Source organism: Vulcanococcus limneticus LL (assembly GCF_943369875.1).
GTDB classification, from domain to species: Bacteria; Cyanobacteriota; Cyanobacteriia; order PCC-6307; family Cyanobiaceae; genus Vulcanococcus; species Vulcanococcus limneticus_A.
Genome location: NZ_CALROT020000002.1, coordinates 224,037 through 240,905 on the forward strand (window position 1 = coordinate 224,037; position 16,869 = coordinate 240,905).

Below are 16,869 nucleotides of genomic sequence, written 5' to 3' on the forward strand. Positions count from 1 at the left end.
GCCATGGCCAGCAGCGGATGGCTCCTGGACAGCAACATCCTGATCGACGTCCTCAAGGGAGAAACCAAGGCCCTGGCCTGGCTGAATGCCAATGGATCGGAGGCGGCGATCAGTGTGATCACCTGGATTGAGGTGCTGGTTGGCTGCAGCAACGAGGATTCAGAACGCGACATCGTGCAGCGTTGGCTGGATGGATTCCAGAGGATTGATCTCGACGGAGCCATCGCCTCAAGAGCCGTCGTGCTGCGACGGGAACGGAGGCTGAAGGTTCCCGATGCCATCATCCTGGCGGCAGCCCAGTGCCAGGGGCGGCGCCTGGTGAGCCGCAACACCAAGGACTTTCCCCCAACCCTGGACGGCGTGGTTGTGCCTTACACCCTGGGCGATGAACCCAAGGCCGACTGATCCAGCTCCGGCAGCGGCGCCTCCCAGCGGTAGGCCCGCAGCGGCAGCCGACCCTCGGCGTCCACCGGGATCCCCTCCGCCAGCAGCAGCTCCCGCTGGATCCAGTCGGAGCCCTCACGGCTGGGGCTGAGGCTGATGCGCCCCTGGGCGTTGACCACCCGATGCCAGGGAACAGCGGAGGGGAGCGGCAGGCGCCGCAGGGCCCAGCCCACCTGACGCGCACAGCCGTAGGCGCCGATCAGATCGGCGATCTGGCCGTAGGTGGCCAGGCGGCCATGGGGGATCAGCGCCACGGCGGCGTAGACCCGCTGGTCGAACCCATCAGCCGCAGGGCTGGCCCTCAGGGCGGTCGTCGGGATATTCATCGCCGCGGTTCGCGCTCAGCCACGCCCCCAGCCACCGCCGCCGCCATCGCCCCCTCCACATCCGCCCGCAAACGACGAATCAACGCCAGCAACCGCTGCCGATCGGCGGGCAATGGCGTGGGCTCGGGGCTGTAGCGGGCTTTCACGGCAAAGACCTGGAGGTCCACCAGCTCCTCGGGCAACTGCACCCGGGCCAGCTGCTGCAGACGCTCCAGATCGTGGCAGAGGGGAGCCTGCCGATCGGCCAGCACGATCAGGCCCCGGAGCAGATTTTCCACCTCCTGCTGGGCGATGAACCCCCAGCTCTCCTGGGGGAAGGCTGGATCCAGCGCCGCCACCAGGGCGGCCTCATGCCGCAAGACCACCTGCAGGATCAGCGCTGCGTCCTCAGGCGGCATCAAGCACCCGGAGCGACGCCGGCTCCAACCAGATGGGGGCGTCAGCGGGCACGGTGGCAACCCGTGGGCAACTGGATCACGCTAATCAGCCGGCCGGTCCAAATCGCCCACGGCCTTCAGCACCGCCTGGGCCATGGCGATGGCCTGCTGGGCATCGGAGCGGTCGAAGAGCTCCGCCGGCGGCGTGGCATCAATCGGGTATCGACTGCTGGCGCTCATCCGGCTGAGCTGTCGCAGCGGGATGGCCTCAAACGGCGCGGTGTCCACACCGAGGGAGGCCAGCTGCTGGAGCAGCTGGCCCAGCACGTGGGTGTGCTGCGGCTCAACCCCAAGCTCAAGCACCAGGCTCTTGAGGGCCTTCTCGGCCGCCTGAGACGCGTGATAGCAGGCCTGGGAGAAAAACCCGTGCTCCTTAGCCAAATCGGCCATCTGCAGGTCGTTCTCAGCCTGAAACAACCAGGCCTGGGGACGGGCGTTCATAGAGGGGAATCGCCTGGGCGTGAAGCGAACGCCAGTGGGGAGAGGGGGAGTGGGCAGCGGCCTGCCAATCGGCCAGGGAGATCGCGATCACATCATCGCCAACCCCGGCCTCCAGCAGGCGATCCGCGAGGCCATCGGCCTGGGGCCGGGTTGGAGCCACCACCAGCAGATCGGTGTCAGAGTGGCCATCCCAGTCGCCGCGGGCCCGGGAGCCAAAGAGGAGCACCTGGCAGGGGGCAACAGCCAGCCCATCGCCATCAGTCAGCGCCTCGGCGATAGCCTGGCGCCGCTCGGCCAGCCAGCGCTGCTGCCGCGCCTGGCGCAGCCGCTCCAAGGGGGAAAGCTGACGTGCCACAGGTGAACCGTAGCGAGCGGGGGCCAGCCATCCGACACGATGGTCCTCGCCCCCATTCCGCCCCAGCGCCGATGCCCCTGCTGCCCCGCCGCTACGAGCGCCTCCAGGCCGTCCTCAACCGCCGCATGGGCAACCTCACGGTGGTGCTGGAGCAGGTGGACAAGCCCCACAACCTCTCGGCGATCCTGCGCACCTGCGATGCGGTGGGGGCGATGGAGGCCCATGTGGTGAGCCTGCCGGGGCGGCCCCGCACCTTCAACAAGACCGCCAAGGGCAGTCAGAAGTGGGTGCCGCTACTGCCGCATCCCAGCATCGAGGAGTGCCTCACGGGGCTGAAGGAGCGCGGCTTCCGGCTCTACGGCACCCACCTGGGCGTGAACGCGATCGACTACCGCCAGTGCGACTTCACCGGCCCCACCGCCTTCCTGCTGGGGGCGGAGAAGTGGGGCCTGAGCGAGGAGGCCACCGCCCTGGTGGACCAGCCGATCTTCATCCCGATGACGGGCATGGTGCAGAGCCTGAACGTGAGCGTGGCGGCGGCCACACTGCTGTTCGAGGCGCTGCGGCAGCGGGAGCTGGCTGGGCTGGTGCCCAGCCACGGCGAGGGGGTGCCCGGCGGCGAGCCGGAGTATCGGCGGATCCTGTTCGAGTGGGCCTATCCGCAGGTGGCGGAGTGGTGCCGGCGCACGGGGCGGGCGTATCCGGAACTCACGGACGAGGGGGAGATTGCAGAGGAGCTGCCGCGCACGTTGAAGCTGCGGTACTGAGGGGTTGCCTACTCCCGAGACAAAGGCAAAGCTTTAGAAAGCCAGCGCCAAAGACAACCCCAGATGCCAAAGAGACAGACATCCTCTATGACTTGACACAGCCTTCAGTCAACCGGAACCGAGAGGTATAGAAAGGCCTCCCAAGACTTTGAGTCGAAAGGCGCATCGAGCGAACACGAGAACTGGGGGCGGAACTTGAGTGCACGGACTGGGTCAGAACACTAAAGAGCTCATCATTACTCCTTACAACAGGATAGACGATCATTCCGTAGCCAGCCTTCGCAACAAAGCGGTAGCCCCCCAGGACCATCCCATTACGGTCTAGATACTCAATGAAGACAGGAAAAGGGCGATACAGACCAGAAATCAGCGACCTCGACAGAGAATCTCTAAGATTGGCAGCCAGAACGACAGCACCACTAGCGCGTTCTGGGAATGGGATAACCTGAGAATACCAGCTATGTCCGCCACCTTTGGTCCACACAAGTTCACCCGCGACAACAGGGTCACAAGAAACTCGAGAACCCTTGACTGCGCCTATTTTGGGGACATCTCTCCTCCTGAAGACCAAGCTACCCTGGGAGCCCCTATGACTAAATACGTACCTCTCTTTCAATGACAACAAAAGAGGAGAATCAAGGCCGACAGGAAGGCGGCCATCAATATCCTTGGCGTCGACAATCAGATAGTCGCCAACATCTGGCGAGTTCAAAAGGAAGTCACTATTTGCTTTCTGAAGTGGCTGGGTATACACAGAATAGCTTTGCGGGACTGGTCTTGGCTTATAAACGAGACGATTAGCAAGGAGGCTAGTTATGTCCCAAGGGATGATATCCGCGCTACCACCTTCCCGAATACCGTAGTCCTCAACCCATGGCCTGACACCAGCCAGGGCTCTCTCGCGAACACTGGCCAGCCTATCTCGCTCCCGAGGCACGAACAGACTTAAACCATCCTTCAAGCCGTCAGAAAGGCTGGAAACAATGCCAACAGGGAGCCTATATCCAGCCAAGAGAGCAAGAAGACTAGACAGAGCCAGAGGAGGAGCCAACACGAGAAACAGATGGCCCACACCATGGACGCGCAGCGATTCGGTCAGGCGATCTGCATTAAAACCAATAACAACAAGCGAGAAGGAAACGAGAAAGAGGGCTCCTAATACAACATGAGCCCCATCGTCCCTTACGAAAGCACTTTTGAAGACAACCCAGGAAAGCAACAGAACAGCAACAAGGATCAGCAAACAATGGGGACCAGAAAGCACAGAGCTCGAACCCGAAGAAAGCCTGTTGTCAACGGACAACTTGAAGTAAACCCGGAAAGTCAATAGGATCGAAGCCCAGTAAAGCGCAACAAGGGCCAAGGAAGACCGTGATGGGCCATACGACATCGCATCTGCATACCCCTTAATGATCTCTAGGTTCAACGAGGAATAATAACCTACGAAATCACCCATACTCCAGCCGGAAAGAGCAGCCCAAACCAGGCAGAGTGCACCAAAGGGAACAGCAAGCGCAAGCAGGAACAACAGAACAGAACGCAGGCTCTTTTTCTCGAATAGATCAAGAAACTGGATTCCATAGATAGCAAAGAGCGAAGGAATCGCAGCCCCTAGATAGCTTAGCTTAACAAGTGTGGCCCAGAGAGCCCCCGATGCGAGTAGGATCGGGAGAACGACCATCGCAAAAGAGCCAGTACGGCTAGGCCTATTCAGCCACAGGGAGTACGAAGAGATAATCGAAACAAGAGAAAAGAGATAAAAAGGAAGATCTCCCTGCGGCCCAGCAAATGAACCAGATGCCAAGGCGGCGGCAAGGGCAATCGAAAATGCCGCCCAGACACCCGCGAGATTCCCTATGATCAGGACAGAAAAGAACCAAGTCATCGAGAACAGAATTCTCGAAAGGACGAAGGGTGTCATGTCCCGTGAGACCTGGTCAGTAACAGCCTGATGCAATGGTCCATACGTAAAGACTATATCTCTCCCAAACACTCTTCCAGAGTCAGTAGCCTCAACCAATGCTTGCTGCCATGAAGGGTCGAGGCCGGGCTCTGGATAACGAAATGGAGCCGCACCAATTACCACCAAAGCAGTAAAGACAGCAAGCAATAGGATTAGGAATCGATTTTTATATTGCTTGCCGGCCGAAATCTTCACAACGAGACGGTCAACAGGCGTCATACCTATAGCTAGCTATAGTGATAGTCTATCACCACACTACGCGGGCTCCAGAGAGCCGGCAGAGCGACATCATTAGAAAGAAAGCATCTTGCCGAACCAAAGCAGCACTCAGGCATGGGAGCCCAACGGATCATCGGGTGGCGCACCTGTCATGAATCGAAAGGAGCCAGAGCCGATAGAGTTGGCCTAGTCGTCAACGAGCCTGACCCGTTGCGAAGCAGATGAATCCAGACTCTGGCAAGTGTCTAGCGCTCTCCTTGTCAATTGCCACCTGAAAAGCTCTGGATAACTCTTCCAGAACATAGCCCTGGATTGTCTAGAATCCTTGGCCAAGTACAACCTCCCGCCAGCTGCTGCCACCTCCTCATCCAACTGGTCCAGAATCTCAGGTAGCCCAGGCACAGAAGCTGGCAGATCAACCGCCAAGGTCCAACCCGGAATCGGAAATGACAATGGCGCAGAGTTACTATGGCCAAAGCGTTTGAGCACCGTCAGGAAGGAGGGGGCTCCCACCATTCGGAGTGCATCCAACGTGCGCGGCACCAAGTGAGTGGCCTCGTTAGGCACTGCGAACTGGTATTGAAGAAACCCTGCGGGGCCATAGATCCGATTCCAGTTCTGTACACCATCCAGTGGATGGAAAAACGAAGCAATCTCCTGGAGCTCTCTGACCCGGTTCCTGGGAGCATTGCGATACCACGCCTCATTAAACGCCCTCACAGTCCACTTATTGAGCAGGCCTCCGGGGAGAAGCAGCGGCGCGGAAGCGAAGGCCTTGGGATTGTAGTGCAATGGGTCTGTCTTGAGGTTGTGCGGCAATGCCTCAGCCGGTGCATGATCGCCGCAGGTGAGTACACCGCGCCCCTTGGGATCAAGACTATCCACCCAGGCCACACTGTAGCGGTACTTGCTATCGGCTTCTACCATCGCCGCCATCAGAGACTCCAGATCGCTGAAACGGGTTGTATCGACGCTCATCAGTGAGCTAGTGATCGGGATTAGCGAGATGGTGGCCTCAACGATCACGCCCGTCAGGCCCATGCCGCCAACAGTGGCCCAAAAGAATTCTGCCTCGGCAAAGCTTCCGTTAGCACTGGGGGTAAGATCACGCAACTTTCCACAGCCATCGACCAGGAGCAACCGCTGCACGTGGTTGCCAAAGCTGCCGTCCACATGATGGTTTTTGCCGTGAACATCGGCAGCTATCGCACCGCCCACCGTCACATTACGGGTGCCGGGAGTGACCGGCAGGAAAAAGCCCGCTGCCACGATCACATGCAGGATCTGACCAAGGGTCACCCCAGCACCTGCTGTCACCGAGCCATTCAAGGGATCCAGCTCAATGTGATCAAAGGCCGTCAGCTCAATGACAGTGCCGTCTTGGAGCTGGGCGGCATCGCCGTAGGAACGCCCAAGGCCCCGCGCGATCAGCGAGCGCGGTGGGGCACCCCGAATCAGCTCCTGCAACTGCTCGAGCGAGCTGGGCTGCACCACCTGAGCGGTGACTGAATTGACTCGGCCCCAGCCACTGAGGGTTCGTGTTTCGGCTGTGAGGCCTGTTGGCAAGGTGATCGTCACAGGAGCGTCAAAGCATGGAAGCGATGGGGGCAGGCAACAGGCGGACCAGCCACATCAGCGGCAACCACCACCAAGGCAAGTATTCGATCCCCCGCCGATTGAGCCGGCGCAGGAGATCCCGAGCCACAGAGTCAGGGCTAGCACAAAGCACTGGTGGAAGTTTACCCACGGTCATCGGTGTCGCCATGAACCCGGCCTTAATAATCCGCACGGCAAAGGGCTTACCGTGGCAGCGCAGCAGCAGGCCCTCGCAAAAGGTCGTGAGGGCTGCCTTGGCGGCACCGTAGTGGTAGTTCGATGGACGCCCGCGATCGGCGGCCACCGAGCTGAAGACCCAGAGGCGACCGGACCGTGCCAGGCGCTCTGGGATGGTAATAGCGGTAAGCCAGGGGATAAGACCAACGTAGTTGGCGGAGGTGATCCTTAGGGCCTCGGCGGCATCCATGCAGGCCAGCTCGGCATCACCCAAGGAACCTGCAGTGATCAGGTATAGGTCAAACTCCCCCACCTCTGATCGCGGACCAGACTGGGACCCGGCATCGGCCAGGAGATCAGTCTGCTCGGTACTTACCGCCGCTCCATAGCGCTGCTGGAGCTCATTGGCCAACTGCTGATTGGCCTCGTCATTACGGGCCACCAAGTGGAAGCGGTGGCAGCCGCGACGCGCGAGCTCCCGGCAGAGTGCCTTGGCTATGAAACTGGTGCTGCCCAGCACAAAAACACTACGTATTTCAATTGGAACCAATGGGGGCATGGCTAGGAATCTCGCCAGAGGTTACAACCTGACGATCATGGAAGGATAACGATTGCAGCAGCCAGCGCCACCATCAACCAGAGCGTGATAGCCAGTCTTGGTGTCTACAAGGAATGATGACGGCCGTACTGCCGTTCAGGGATCTACGGTCAGCGGAGCGAACTGGGGTTAGATTTCAGGTGGCAATGGATTGATCCTGGCAACGCCTTGCTGATGTTAGCAACGCGACGATCGCGACAATCGGCGTGGATACCGCTGAGGTGCCTACTCGTAGACAACTACCCCGTGACAACGTAGACCCGCCGTCTGACCATCATGGCGCCAGCTAGCCAGGAGGAATCAGATATCAAAGCCGCATCTTGCATCAGAGGCAAATAATTCCAGCCGGCCGGCATCGCCACCAAGCAGCGTACCGTTATGGAAGAGAGGAAATTGCGGATTCATTGCCCTGATTGGCGAAACGTGATGTGCTTATGCCCTAAGAAGCTGGTAAACACAGGCACAATTACACCGCAGCCGTGGGCGATCAGATCAACTAAAGCCGTCATCCCAATCAGTGGCAGCAACAGATGCCGCAAACCGATACTGACAAGCCAAGTCTGCAGCACGGCGACTAGATTGACCAATGCGAAGGCAGCGAACGAACGCCGCACGCTTTGGAGGCTGGCAACGAACACAAAGCGGCGCGCCAGCACGTAAGCCGTAACCATGCCAACGCCATAGGCCGCCAGAACAGCCAACTCGAAGGACAAGAGATAGGAGAAAGCCACCCGGCTGGCGATGTTGACAAGCGCAGCGACGCCGCCGCTAAGCACAAACAACAGAAACTGCCGCTTGGCATTTGCTGGAGAGCGCCCAGTCATGTGGATCCAACATACTGACCTATCGACCTGCGAGCCAGCTCACGACCAAAGCCGATGCTCTCACTGATACCCCGATCTTCCGGATAGTAAACAGTGGTATCGGCTGTGAAGACACCGGGGAATGGCTGCAGCGGCGGCAGGCTCTGCTGGAAGTGGACGCCACAGACCGGCTGGGCATGGCGATAGCGACTGCATTGACTATCGAGTAGATCAGAGTCGATAAGCTGAGGATTGATCGCCTTGAGGCAGACCCAAGCATCGGCAATGAAGGTCTGATTCGTACGCTGGTAATCGGGGTGTTCTGCAGGGATATAGAAAGGCACGTAGCTCACATGCGCTGCCAGAGGACGCAGATTGCTCATCTCAATCACCCCGGGGATCGAAAAGCGCCCGTCATTAACGTTAGTCCAGAAATTAGACGTGACCGGCTGACGTGTTTTCAGGACCACACAGACACAGGCCACCGAGGGCACAGCGCCATAGCACTCCACCAAAGGCTCCTCTACCCCACCAGCCTTAAGAATCGGAGCCAGCAGCTGTAGAGGGACCGTGCTGATCACACAGTCATAGACCTGCTCGCCGGATGGCAGGGTGAGCACAGCACCACCGGAGGGCAGAGGCGTAAGGGCTTGCAAGGGGGTGCTCAGCTGAATCTCTCCACCACCCAGACGGATAGAGGCAGCTAAGGCATCAATCAGCTGCTGAGAGCCACCCGTCAAAAAGCCAAGAGTTTCCTTGAGGCGACGACGGGATTGGCCCAGCCGTCGGATGCGGCTCCAGATCCAGGCCGCGGAAATCTGGTCGCTGTAGTGGAAGAATTTGAAGGCGAATAGCTTATGCCAGAGCACTTGATACCCCTTCTGACCCAACCAACTGCGTAACCACTGGGTGGCAGTGATGCCATCCAAGGATCGCCAGTCTCGGATCGTGAGGCATCGGGCCGCATGCAGCAGATACCGAACTCGCGTGAACCAGGGCAACCGCCGAAAGCCCAGCACAGCCCCAACCGTTCCCCAGGGATAAAGACGCCCATCGAGGTAGAAACCCATACGGGTGGTCCGCCATTGCAGCTGACCCGCCAGATTCAGCTCCTGTAGTATCTCAAAGAAATCTGTATCACTGAGGCAGTGGAAGTGATAGTAGCGCTCTAGCTTGATGCCGGCAAAGTCGGAGCAAGCCGCCATACCGCCCAAGCGGTCGTCGGCCTCGATCAAGACGGGTTGATGGCCCAAGCGAGTAAGCTCGTAGGCCACTGCCAGCCCCATCGGACCGCCTCCGATTACCGCAATTCTGGGTCTATCCAGCGTAGATGAAGTCATCAGAAAGGCATCTCCACCTGGCTATAACGTGGATCCTGATAGGTGATTCGGAGGGCCTCCACCAGCATTGTGGGAGTGACCGAGAAGATCGCTGGCCAGTCGATCACGGCGAATTCATCCCCAGCAGTAAGGGCCATGAGCTGGGAGCGGGTAAAGGCGGGCTGATGGGAGATCAGGCTCCAGAGCTGGAGAAGGGCTCCAAAGAGTGGAATCGGCAGATGAATGATCAAGCTGTGGGCGCCCACGGCCTGCCGCATTTGGCGCATCAGGCTAAGGTAGCTGACCTTTTCCAAGCCAGTGATGTCATAGGTGCCGCAAAGGCTGTCAGTTTCCAGGCATCGCTGAATAAGCATGCAAAAGTCGCCGACATAGAGGGGCTGTCGAATGAACCGACCTGATCCAGGGATGGGGAACAGGGGCAACTTCTGCATGAAGCGGGCGAGCCAACCCAGATGCTTGCGGTCAAACCAACCGAACATCAATGTGGGCCTTAGGACAACAGCGTTAGGCCATTGCTGCAGCACCAGTTGCTCCTGACTTCGCTTGGTCTCCGTATAGATGTCTGCCGCCCCCGAATTGACTACAGAACTGCTCACGTGCACCAGACGGCGGATACCTGCATGCTTTAGCTGCTCTAATACCACTGCGGTGCTGCGCACATTGTTGCGGTAGAACTGGCTGGGATCAGTGTTACCGATCTCGGCCTGAAGCATCACACAAGCATCACAGCCTCGAATCAGCGCAGGCCACAGCTGGTCAGCAGTCTGCGTGAGGTCTTCGCAGAGGAACGTGACATTAGGGAAGAGCCGCTGGGCAATGTACACGGCCTCGGTCTTCTTATCGACCACCAGCAGATCCCAGTCGGGATAGCTGTCTTGAAGCAGAGCAATGAGGTTGAGACCAACCAGACCGGCTCCACCAGGTACAAAGACCTTCACGGCTGGAGCCCCCCTTCTGGCAGCAGGTCGGCACGATGACTGAGTCCGACCACTACCACGGTGAACAGCCAAGCCAACAAGATGAACTGAATGCCTCGATCCCCCAGCAAGATCTCCTCCGGTTTTTCGCTAGTGTGCTCTGGCGCCAACAGGCGCCGGCGTTCAGCCTCCTCGGGGTCACTGAGCAGCTGATAGCGAAAGATCCCCACCAGCGCAAACGGAACGGTCAGCAACATCCAGGTTGTAGAGGCCCCGTTCAGGGACGGGCCTGCCGCCCAAAGGCTGTAGCTCATGAAAGCACTGGTCGCCACTAAACTCTCAAGCCTCAGTAAAAGGGGCAGCGAATAGCGATTCAGGACCTTTCTGGTGATGACACCCAGATCCTGGGCCAAGCGCAACTCGGCTTTGCGCTTCTCGATCGCCAGAAACAACGCGAGCAGGCCCACCGTGAGCAAGAACCAAGGTGAGAAGCCCAATCCAGCTGCCACCACGCCTGCAATGGCCCGGAACAGGAAGCCGGAAGCGATACAGAACAAGTCCAGCAGCGGCTGCCGCTTTAGCTCAAGGCAATAAACCACTTGAATCAGCCCATAGATCAACACAACGCCAGCAAGGGCTGATGTGATGAAGGCAGCCAGGCTCAGGCTCACTACCATGAGCACAACTGCCGATATCAGGGCTGCCGGCACGGTCAGCATGCCGGAGGCAATCGGCCGGTGGCGCTTGCTCGGATGGGCTCGGTCGGCCGTCACATCCAAACAATCATTCAGCAAATAGATCGCACCGGAGACTAGGCAGAACGCCACAAGGGCACCGCCGGCACGCAGCCACACGTCTAATTCAAAGCTGAAGGCGAACAGAGGCGCAGCGAACACCAACAGATTTTTGGGCCACTGTCGGGGCCGGCAGGCCGCTAGCAAGAGTGACACCATATCAAGGAGGCAAACAACCAAAGAACAATCCTCCGATCATGATCTATTCATAGCGTATGACAGCCCCTCAACTAGTGCCGTTGAACACCGGCAATCAACCCGAGCAAGACGGAGCAAGGTGAATCCATAGCCGGGCCCACGGCCGACAGACGCCAAGACCTGTGAATAGAAATAAGGAGTTCATGATAGATAGGAAACCAAGAAATGACCTAGACGAGGCGCGGCCGAGAGGCACATTGCGCCTGCATGGAGGCAGTGACATCCCCATACACAGACTTGAACTGGATCACGGAATTCGCCTCGTATCTGAGTGCCTCTTGATGAAACAAGTGAGTAAGCACAGCCAGGGCTCCCCCGTCATGAAATGGCACCACTGATCAGGAATAATCCAGAAGCTGGACTATCAAGTCCACCCAACAAGAACTATTGAGCAGGCGTCGCTGCAGCCGCCCTGTGACTTGCGTCTCACACGTTGGCAGCGAGAGCGGGCAACCGTTGCAGAAACTGAAGCAGCACAAGATCATGCGCATTCATTTTACCGCCTCCAAATGCCAACACAAATGAGTCGTATCCCACCACTGCTTGACCAGGACAAACTCGCCCCTAAAGCCGTATCTCCCACCAAGTGGAAGTCCCCAAGAATCCACTTCAGACCCATCGAGGCAGGGACGCCTCGCGAAATAGCTAATAGTTTGGTCAGTAATGATGTTTACATGTGTTGGGTCCTGGAATGCAGCAGCAGAGGGATACGCCGGAGTGCGAGCGAAGAATATTCCACCGGGCTTGAGAACACGCCATATATCGCTCATTGCATCAATAAACGGATAGACAGGCTTGCCGATAAAAGCAAATCTAGGTATATGCTCCACAAGATCATAGGCAGAAACAAAGTCTACAGAGGAATCGGCCAATGGCATGGGCTCAAACCCAATCCAACATTGCAGAATATCGCCTCCATCACATTGAGCATCAATACCAATCAGCTTGTCAGCCCCAAATGGATTAAGCGGAGTCACGCCGCAACCCAAGTCGACAGCAACAGTCGATGAGGGGGAGTCCAAAGCCGCATTCGCTGCGGCAGATCCTTCGCCAGGCACATCGCAAAGCGTCGGCAACAAAGCCTTGCCTGCGTTGGCAATATCCTCTCGGATTCTCTCTTGAATCGAAGAACCTTCGCCGAATTGCCCTATTGTATTAGACATTATCCCCCTGATACCAGGCGAAGTGAGGAGAAAGACATTATCGGCATGGCGCACCAAGTAATCATCGCCAAACCAGATCTTGAAATCATCGGGTATGTATCGGTATTTCAGTCTGGGCAGAAACATACAGGCTCCATAGCTTGGAAACTGTGGACCAAGAGGTTGATCTTTCCTAGGCGAGATCTTCTCAAGGCGAGTTTCGCCGACATCATCCTGGAGATTTAAGCCAATAATATCAATTGACCGCCCTCGCCAATCCAACTCTGAAATCATCGAGAATATCTCCGACTCAACCGCGATATCGTCATTCAGAATGCATAGCCACTCAGATGTCGCAACCGCAGCGCCTTCATTCCATGCGGGATTGACATATATATTCTCCTCTTGAGAGATAATACGCACTTTGGTGGATCGTTCAAATCGCTCTTTGGCAGGCCTAGCCCGTGGGTCATTGTCAATAATTATAACAGCATTAACTTCAGGGCACTCCTCGTAGATGGGTAGGTATATTTCCGAGAATTCTGGCGTTCGCCACATCGTTGGCACAATAATATCAACAGACTTAGCCCCCTGACGTTGCATAGCCCAAGACTCAACCAAGAATCAGATTAGCACCGTAGAGATAGGGGCACCAATAGACGGTAGCAGCCTGATAGATATCCACATGAATAATAGCCTGATCTTAGGGCGAACACGTATAAGCTTCTCGGATGTGACATGAAAGATTAAGTGACTCGTCGCCGGCTGGCACGCATGCACAATGCCCCAGCAAACCCATGGCTACAATGCCTGCATCCAAACTGTTGGCCATGACAACTGAAGTTGACAGCATTGTGATCACCCTCGACCTAACAGGCAAGCGAATCAGAGATTTTCATGAAATCAATTGCCATCTAAGTTCAAGCCCACCAGAAGTTCTTCCAGGGCGAGATGGGTCAACAATGACAGATTCCGAAATTCTAGAGGAAGGACTTCTCACACCAGAAGCACTCGCCTGGGGTGGGTGCACGCCTGGAACAATTGGAGTTGCGGCCTCGATGCGATGGATATGGCAGGAAGTTGGAGCCAGATCCGAGGGAGCCTTGGTCATGGAAGACGACGCGCAGACGCACCCACAGATCCTCGATTACATAGGGTCATCAAAAGATGAGCTTGAAAAAAGCGATATCACCTTCTTCGGATACAATACCGATGCACCCCTGAGCATGCAAACACCGGAAGGGCTTGAGCTAGAGATGTTTTCCAGGCCCCAATACCCATCTACAGAGTGGATTGGCAATGCCCTTAGCAAAACAAAGATCAAGGACGTGAGGCCATACAAGTACTTGAAAGGATTCGGCATGCTTTGCTACTGGATCTCGCCACAAGGAGCGAGGAGAATTGAGGAGAGATGCTTCCCACTTACGCTTGAAACATGCCACATCCCGCTGCTGCCCCATCCAATGCCCGGCATTTCCATTGATCGACGCCTCTGCGCTTTTTATCCGGAACTCGATGCCCGCATAACATGGCCTCCACTTGCATATTCTCAAAATAGCGATTCATCGACTCGCTGATTGAGACACTTTGCCTCATGCCTGCAGCTAGTGCAGCAACGAAAAAACCAGGCGACTCCCTAGGGCAAGATTTAGCAGATGTACGTGCACCCATGAAGACACACGGCCTAATTCATCGACTGAGAGAAGCCTGAGAGCGGGATGAGAATTGAACTGAGCTGCCCTGATATATTGACTTAGTCTTGAGTCTCCTCCTGGATTGCGGACAACAGTTGACTGAGAAAAGCCAGGGATAGTCAGCGTCCGCACCTGCGGGGCAAGGGCTTTCATGGTTTGCTCCCCAAGCAACAGATCCACATGGGTCTGGCATGGAAAACTGGACAAGAGGTAGAACGAGACCTATCCTGTGAAGGACTCATACTCATCCCATGCGTACCAAAACGCAACTGGAGCTCATCCGCAGCCTTCAGCAACGCAGAAAATGGGCAGCTGCTGGCTTCACCTTGGTGGAGCTGATGATCGTGGTTGCCGTGATTGGCATTCTTTCAGCGGTTGCACTGCCTCAATACCTCAAAGCCAGGACTCGCGCTGAAGCGGGTGCAAAGATCGGCGAAGCTGTTGGCCTGGCAAAGGAGTGCGCGGTGGGCAACGCTTCCAAGCTCGAAGCCGTTGTTAACGGTAAGACATGCGCTGGCACAGAGCAAGTGTTTGGTGCCTCATGGGGGGGTACGGCTGGTGATGCCGCTGGTGTTCGTTGCCTCAGCTTGACTGTTGGTAATGAGACAGCGGTCTCGATCACTGTTACCTCAGCTGGTGGTCTTAGCTGTACTGCATGATCGACTTACTTGAACGGTTTAGACCTTGAACCAAGCCCCTCCCGGGGCTTTTTTATTGCAAAGCAATGGGCTCTCTTTATGAGACGCAAGACTAAATTCGTAGTTTCATGAGATGGAATCTGGCAACCCGACACAGTCGCAAATGACCAGCCGAGCAGAGATCGATAGAGCAAGATCCCAGGACATTCTCCTGGAAGCGACTAGACTTTACCTGCAAGGCGATATTGATGACTCAGAGATAGTCCTAGATTCTTTACTGGCCATCGACGCGAGTAAACCAGAATATCTACTCTTGAAAACAAGGATCCTCTCTTTCCGAGGCTGCCTTTCAGAAGCACTTGACTGCGTCAAGAGGCTGCTCCTCTCAGAACCTTTGAATAGAGGTGCTCTTGAGATATATGGATTACTGCTAGCCGAATCACAACAGCTTGTGGAGGCAGAGAAGATTGCATTAAAGCTGGTAGAATTGGAAAAAGAAAGCCCTCATGCCTTAAGACTGTGTGCTCATTTACTTCAGAAATTTGGCAATCATAGTCAAGCCCTGCTCCTGTCGGAGAAAGCAATTAAAGCCGATCCAGGATCTGCTCTTGCGTACTACATTGCTGGAGTTTCTGCATTGGAGCAGCGCAAGTTCGTTGAAGCTCATGATTATTTAGAAAAGTCGCTTGAGCTACAGCCGGGGCGAGTCGCCACCGAACTGAATTTATTTTTAGCTCTCCATCATCTTGGACGGCACGAGGAAAGCTTTGCCCAGTTAAAGCGTAGTATTCATCGCAGAGGGGGTGAGCCTACAGAGTCGGATCTTGTGCTTGAAGGACGGCATTGGCTGGCAGTAGGTGAAGCCACCAAGGCTATTGATGCATTCTCCAGTGCACTCGCATTAAATGCCGCCTATGGCGATGCACATGCAAACCTAGGGCTTGCCTTCCACCTGAGTGGGGATATGGAATCGGCTATCGGCTCTTATTTGCTCGCAGTTCTTCACTCGCCTTCAGATGCACGCAGCCACCTCAACCTCGGTCTAGCCTACCTGCTTCTTGATAATTACGAAAATGGTTGGCAAGAATATGAATGGCGGCGAATCGTTGAGAATATAGACCTTCCTGGCCTCTCATTGCTACCGGAGCTGTCGTCAACCAATGACATGCCGACAACAGTTCTGTTTGTTTGCGAACAGGGCCTTGGAGATGTTATGCAGTTTGCGAGATATTCACATTTTTTCCGCGAGGCAGGTCGGTCGGTCAAACTCTTGGTGGGGGAGAAGTTAGTACCTCTGATCCAAGGATCCAATCTTTTTGATGCCGTCTCCAATAGACTCAATGACTTAATTGCAGATGGAGAGGATGTTGCATGGCTGCCAATCATGAGCATTCCCAAACTTCTTGGAATCAGAAGGGACAAGCCAATCTTCCAGGAGCCATATATCTTGATTCCCGAAGCCTCAACAAGCAACTGGAATCAGATCATGGCTTGCAACAGCAAGCTTAGGGTTGGGATTCACTGGCAAGGCAATCCAGAAGCGGAGAAATCAACACTCCTTGGCCGTTCAATGCCGTTGGCCAATTTTGGGATCTTGATCGGAGAGCTTATTGATATTGAGTGGCTTTCCCTACAAAAAGGTCCAGGCCAGGAGCAGATGCCTGAGTTTAGCTATCGAGATCGATTGGCCCCTTATCAAGACATGATTGACGCGACTTGGGACTTTGTTGAAACAGGGGCGATCATTTCCAATTGCGATCTCATCATCACCACGGATTCGGCCATGGCTCACCTGGCAGGTGCCATCGGCAGACCCGTTTGGCTACTCCTCACAGCAGTCCCAGACTGGCGCTGGGGATTAGAAGGAGAAAGCACACCCTGGTATCCAGCAACGCGGTTGTTTAGGCAGCGAAACTTTGGTGATTGGATCGAGGTTATGGAGCGAGTTAAGGGAGAGCTCAGGGAGCTGTGCAACACAATTAAATTGCCCGGCGCCGCCGAAAGCCACCCAGTCGGATAA

General features: G+C 56.1%; 17 protein-coding genes. 5 read left to right on the forward strand and 12 right to left on the reverse strand.

Features of this window, described 5'->3' with window-relative positions:
- The first annotated feature begins 3 nt into the window (after nucleotides 1–3).
- Nucleotides 4–405: a type II toxin-antitoxin system VapC family toxin gene (locus ACLV7J_RS03785; RefSeq protein ID WP_411867779.1), complete on the forward strand. Its 402-nt coding sequence runs from the start codon at nucleotides 4–6 to the stop codon at nucleotides 403–405.
- Here the strand turns inward: ACLV7J_RS03785 and ACLV7J_RS03790 are convergent.
- The 4 genes from ACLV7J_RS03790 to ACLV7J_RS03805 form a co-directional block, all read right to left on the reverse strand.
- Nucleotides 372–770 (reverse strand): MGMT family protein, encoded by a 399-nt coding sequence (locus ACLV7J_RS03790; protein ID WP_411867780.1) that lies wholly within the window; start codon nucleotides 768–770, stop codon nucleotides 372–374. The genes ACLV7J_RS03785 and ACLV7J_RS03790 overlap by 34 nt on opposite strands.
- Nucleotides 767–1,168 (reverse strand): hypothetical protein, encoded by a 402-nt coding sequence (locus ACLV7J_RS03795; protein WP_411867781.1) that lies wholly within the window; start codon nucleotides 1,166–1,168, stop codon nucleotides 767–769. The genes ACLV7J_RS03790 and ACLV7J_RS03795 overlap by 4 nt, the downstream gene beginning before the upstream one ends.
- 81 nt (nucleotides 1,169–1,249) lie before the next feature.
- Entirely contained in the window at nucleotides 1,250–1,648 is a 399-nt protein-coding gene (locus ACLV7J_RS03800; protein WP_411867782.1) for a HEPN domain-containing protein, read from the reverse strand.
- Nucleotides 1,611–2,003, reverse strand: coding sequence for a nucleotidyltransferase domain-containing protein (locus ACLV7J_RS03805; RefSeq protein WP_411867783.1), 393 nt, complete (start codon nucleotides 2,001–2,003; stop codon nucleotides 1,611–1,613). Before ACLV7J_RS03805 ends, ACLV7J_RS03800 begins: the two co-directional genes overlap by 38 nt.
- A gap of 71 nt (nucleotides 2,004–2,074) precedes the next feature.
- Here ACLV7J_RS03805 and trmH point away from each other — a divergent pair, with 71 nt between their 5' ends.
- Nucleotides 2,075–2,770, forward strand: a complete 696-nt coding sequence (gene trmH, locus ACLV7J_RS03810) for a tRNA (guanosine(18)-2'-O)-methyltransferase TrmH (RefSeq protein ID WP_411867784.1) — start codon at nucleotides 2,075–2,077, stop codon at nucleotides 2,768–2,770.
- Between the two features lie 85 nt (nucleotides 2,771–2,855).
- Here the strand turns inward: trmH and ACLV7J_RS03815 are convergent, their stop codons facing one another.
- The 8 genes from ACLV7J_RS03815 to ACLV7J_RS03850 form a co-directional block, all read right to left on the reverse strand.
- Entirely contained in the window at nucleotides 2,856–4,952 is a 2,097-nt protein-coding gene (locus ACLV7J_RS03815; protein ID WP_411867785.1) for a hypothetical protein, read from the reverse strand.
- A 186-nt stretch (nucleotides 4,953–5,138) separates the two neighbouring features.
- On the reverse strand, nucleotides 5,139–6,530 hold the full coding sequence (locus ACLV7J_RS03820) for an FAD-dependent oxidoreductase (RefSeq protein ID WP_411867786.1): 1,392 nt from the start codon (nucleotides 6,528–6,530) through the stop codon (nucleotides 5,139–5,141).
- 7 nt (nucleotides 6,531–6,537) lie between these two features.
- Complete coding sequence (locus ACLV7J_RS03825) at nucleotides 6,538–7,284, reverse strand: SDR family NAD(P)-dependent oxidoreductase (RefSeq protein ID WP_411867787.1); 747 nt, start codon at nucleotides 7,282–7,284, stop codon at nucleotides 6,538–6,540.
- A gap of 440 nt (nucleotides 7,285–7,724) precedes the next feature.
- Nucleotides 7,725–8,147, reverse strand: coding sequence for a GtrA family protein (locus ACLV7J_RS03830; RefSeq protein WP_411867788.1), 423 nt, complete (start codon nucleotides 8,145–8,147; stop codon nucleotides 7,725–7,727).
- The gene (locus ACLV7J_RS03835) at nucleotides 8,144–9,466 is read right to left on the reverse strand and encodes an NAD(P)/FAD-dependent oxidoreductase (RefSeq protein WP_411867789.1); all 1,323 of its coding nucleotides are present in this window, start codon (nucleotides 9,464–9,466) and stop codon (nucleotides 8,144–8,146) included. The genes ACLV7J_RS03830 and ACLV7J_RS03835 overlap by 4 nt, the downstream gene beginning before the upstream one ends.
- Complete coding sequence (locus tag ACLV7J_RS03840; protein WP_411867790.1) at nucleotides 9,466–10,404, reverse strand: NAD-dependent epimerase/dehydratase family protein; 939 nt, start codon at nucleotides 10,402–10,404, stop codon at nucleotides 9,466–9,468. Before ACLV7J_RS03840 ends, ACLV7J_RS03835 begins: the two co-directional genes overlap by 1 nt.
- A complete protein-coding gene (locus ACLV7J_RS03845) occupies nucleotides 10,401–11,336 on the reverse strand; it encodes a decaprenyl-phosphate phosphoribosyltransferase (RefSeq protein ID WP_411867791.1) in 936 nt (311 codons plus the stop codon). The genes ACLV7J_RS03840 and ACLV7J_RS03845 overlap by 4 nt, the downstream gene beginning before the upstream one ends.
- A gap of 530 nt (nucleotides 11,337–11,866) precedes the next feature.
- Complete coding sequence (locus ACLV7J_RS03850; protein ID WP_411867792.1) at nucleotides 11,867–13,138, reverse strand: glycosyltransferase; 1,272 nt, start codon at nucleotides 13,136–13,138, stop codon at nucleotides 11,867–11,869.
- A 209-nt stretch (nucleotides 13,139–13,347) separates the two neighbouring features.
- Here ACLV7J_RS03850 and ACLV7J_RS03855 point away from each other — a divergent pair, with 209 nt between their 5' ends.
- From ACLV7J_RS03855 to ACLV7J_RS03865, 3 genes are all read left to right on the forward strand, one after another.
- Complete coding sequence (locus tag ACLV7J_RS03855) at nucleotides 13,348–14,094, forward strand: hypothetical protein (RefSeq protein WP_411867793.1); 747 nt, start codon at nucleotides 13,348–13,350, stop codon at nucleotides 14,092–14,094.
- 368 nt (nucleotides 14,095–14,462) lie between these two features.
- On the forward strand, nucleotides 14,463–14,870 hold the full coding sequence (locus ACLV7J_RS03860) for a type IV pilin protein (protein ID WP_411867794.1): 408 nt from the start codon (nucleotides 14,463–14,465) through the stop codon (nucleotides 14,868–14,870).
- 112 nt (nucleotides 14,871–14,982) lie between these two features.
- Nucleotides 14,983–16,869: a tetratricopeptide repeat protein gene (locus ACLV7J_RS03865; protein WP_411867795.1), complete on the forward strand. Its 1,887-nt coding sequence runs from the start codon at nucleotides 14,983–14,985 to the stop codon at nucleotides 16,867–16,869.

Excerpts from the sequence above, each read along its gene's own strand:
- ACLV7J_RS03785 (WP_411867779.1), top strand. The coding sequence starts at position 4 with ATGGCCAGCAGCGGATGGCTCCTGGACAGCAACATCCTGATCGACGTC.
- ACLV7J_RS03790 (WP_411867780.1), bottom strand. The coding sequence starts at position 770 with ATGAATATCCCGACGACCGCCCTGAGGGCCAGCCCTGCGGCTGATGGG.
- ACLV7J_RS03795 (WP_411867781.1), bottom strand. The coding sequence starts at position 1,168 with ATGCCGCCTGAGGACGCAGCGCTGATCCTGCAGGTGGTCTTGCGGCAT.
- ACLV7J_RS03800 (WP_411867782.1), bottom strand. The coding sequence starts at position 1,648 with ATGAACGCCCGTCCCCAGGCCTGGTTGTTTCAGGCTGAGAACGACCTG.
- trmH (WP_411867784.1), top strand. The coding sequence starts at position 2,075 with ATGCCCCTGCTGCCCCGCCGCTACGAGCGCCTCCAGGCCGTCCTCAAC.
- ACLV7J_RS03815 (WP_411867785.1), bottom strand. The coding sequence starts at position 4,952 with ATGACGCCTGTTGACCGTCTCGTTGTGAAGATTTCGGCCGGCAAGCAA.
- ACLV7J_RS03825 (WP_411867787.1), bottom strand. The coding sequence starts at position 7,284 with ATGCCCCCATTGGTTCCAATTGAAATACGTAGTGTTTTTGTGCTGGGC.
- ACLV7J_RS03830 (WP_411867788.1), bottom strand. The coding sequence starts at position 8,147 with ATGACTGGGCGCTCTCCAGCAAATGCCAAGCGGCAGTTTCTGTTGTTT.
- ACLV7J_RS03835 (WP_411867789.1), bottom strand. The coding sequence starts at position 9,466 with ATGACTTCATCTACGCTGGATAGACCCAGAATTGCGGTAATCGGAGGC.
- ACLV7J_RS03845 (WP_411867791.1), bottom strand. The coding sequence starts at position 11,336 with ATGGTGTCACTCTTGCTAGCGGCCTGCCGGCCCCGACAGTGGCCCAAA.
- ACLV7J_RS03855 (WP_411867793.1), top strand. The coding sequence starts at position 13,348 with ATGACAACTGAAGTTGACAGCATTGTGATCACCCTCGACCTAACAGGC.
- ACLV7J_RS03860 (WP_411867794.1), top strand. The coding sequence starts at position 14,463 with ATGCGTACCAAAACGCAACTGGAGCTCATCCGCAGCCTTCAGCAACGC.
- ACLV7J_RS03865 (WP_411867795.1), top strand. The coding sequence starts at position 14,983 with ATGGAATCTGGCAACCCGACACAGTCGCAAATGACCAGCCGAGCAGAG.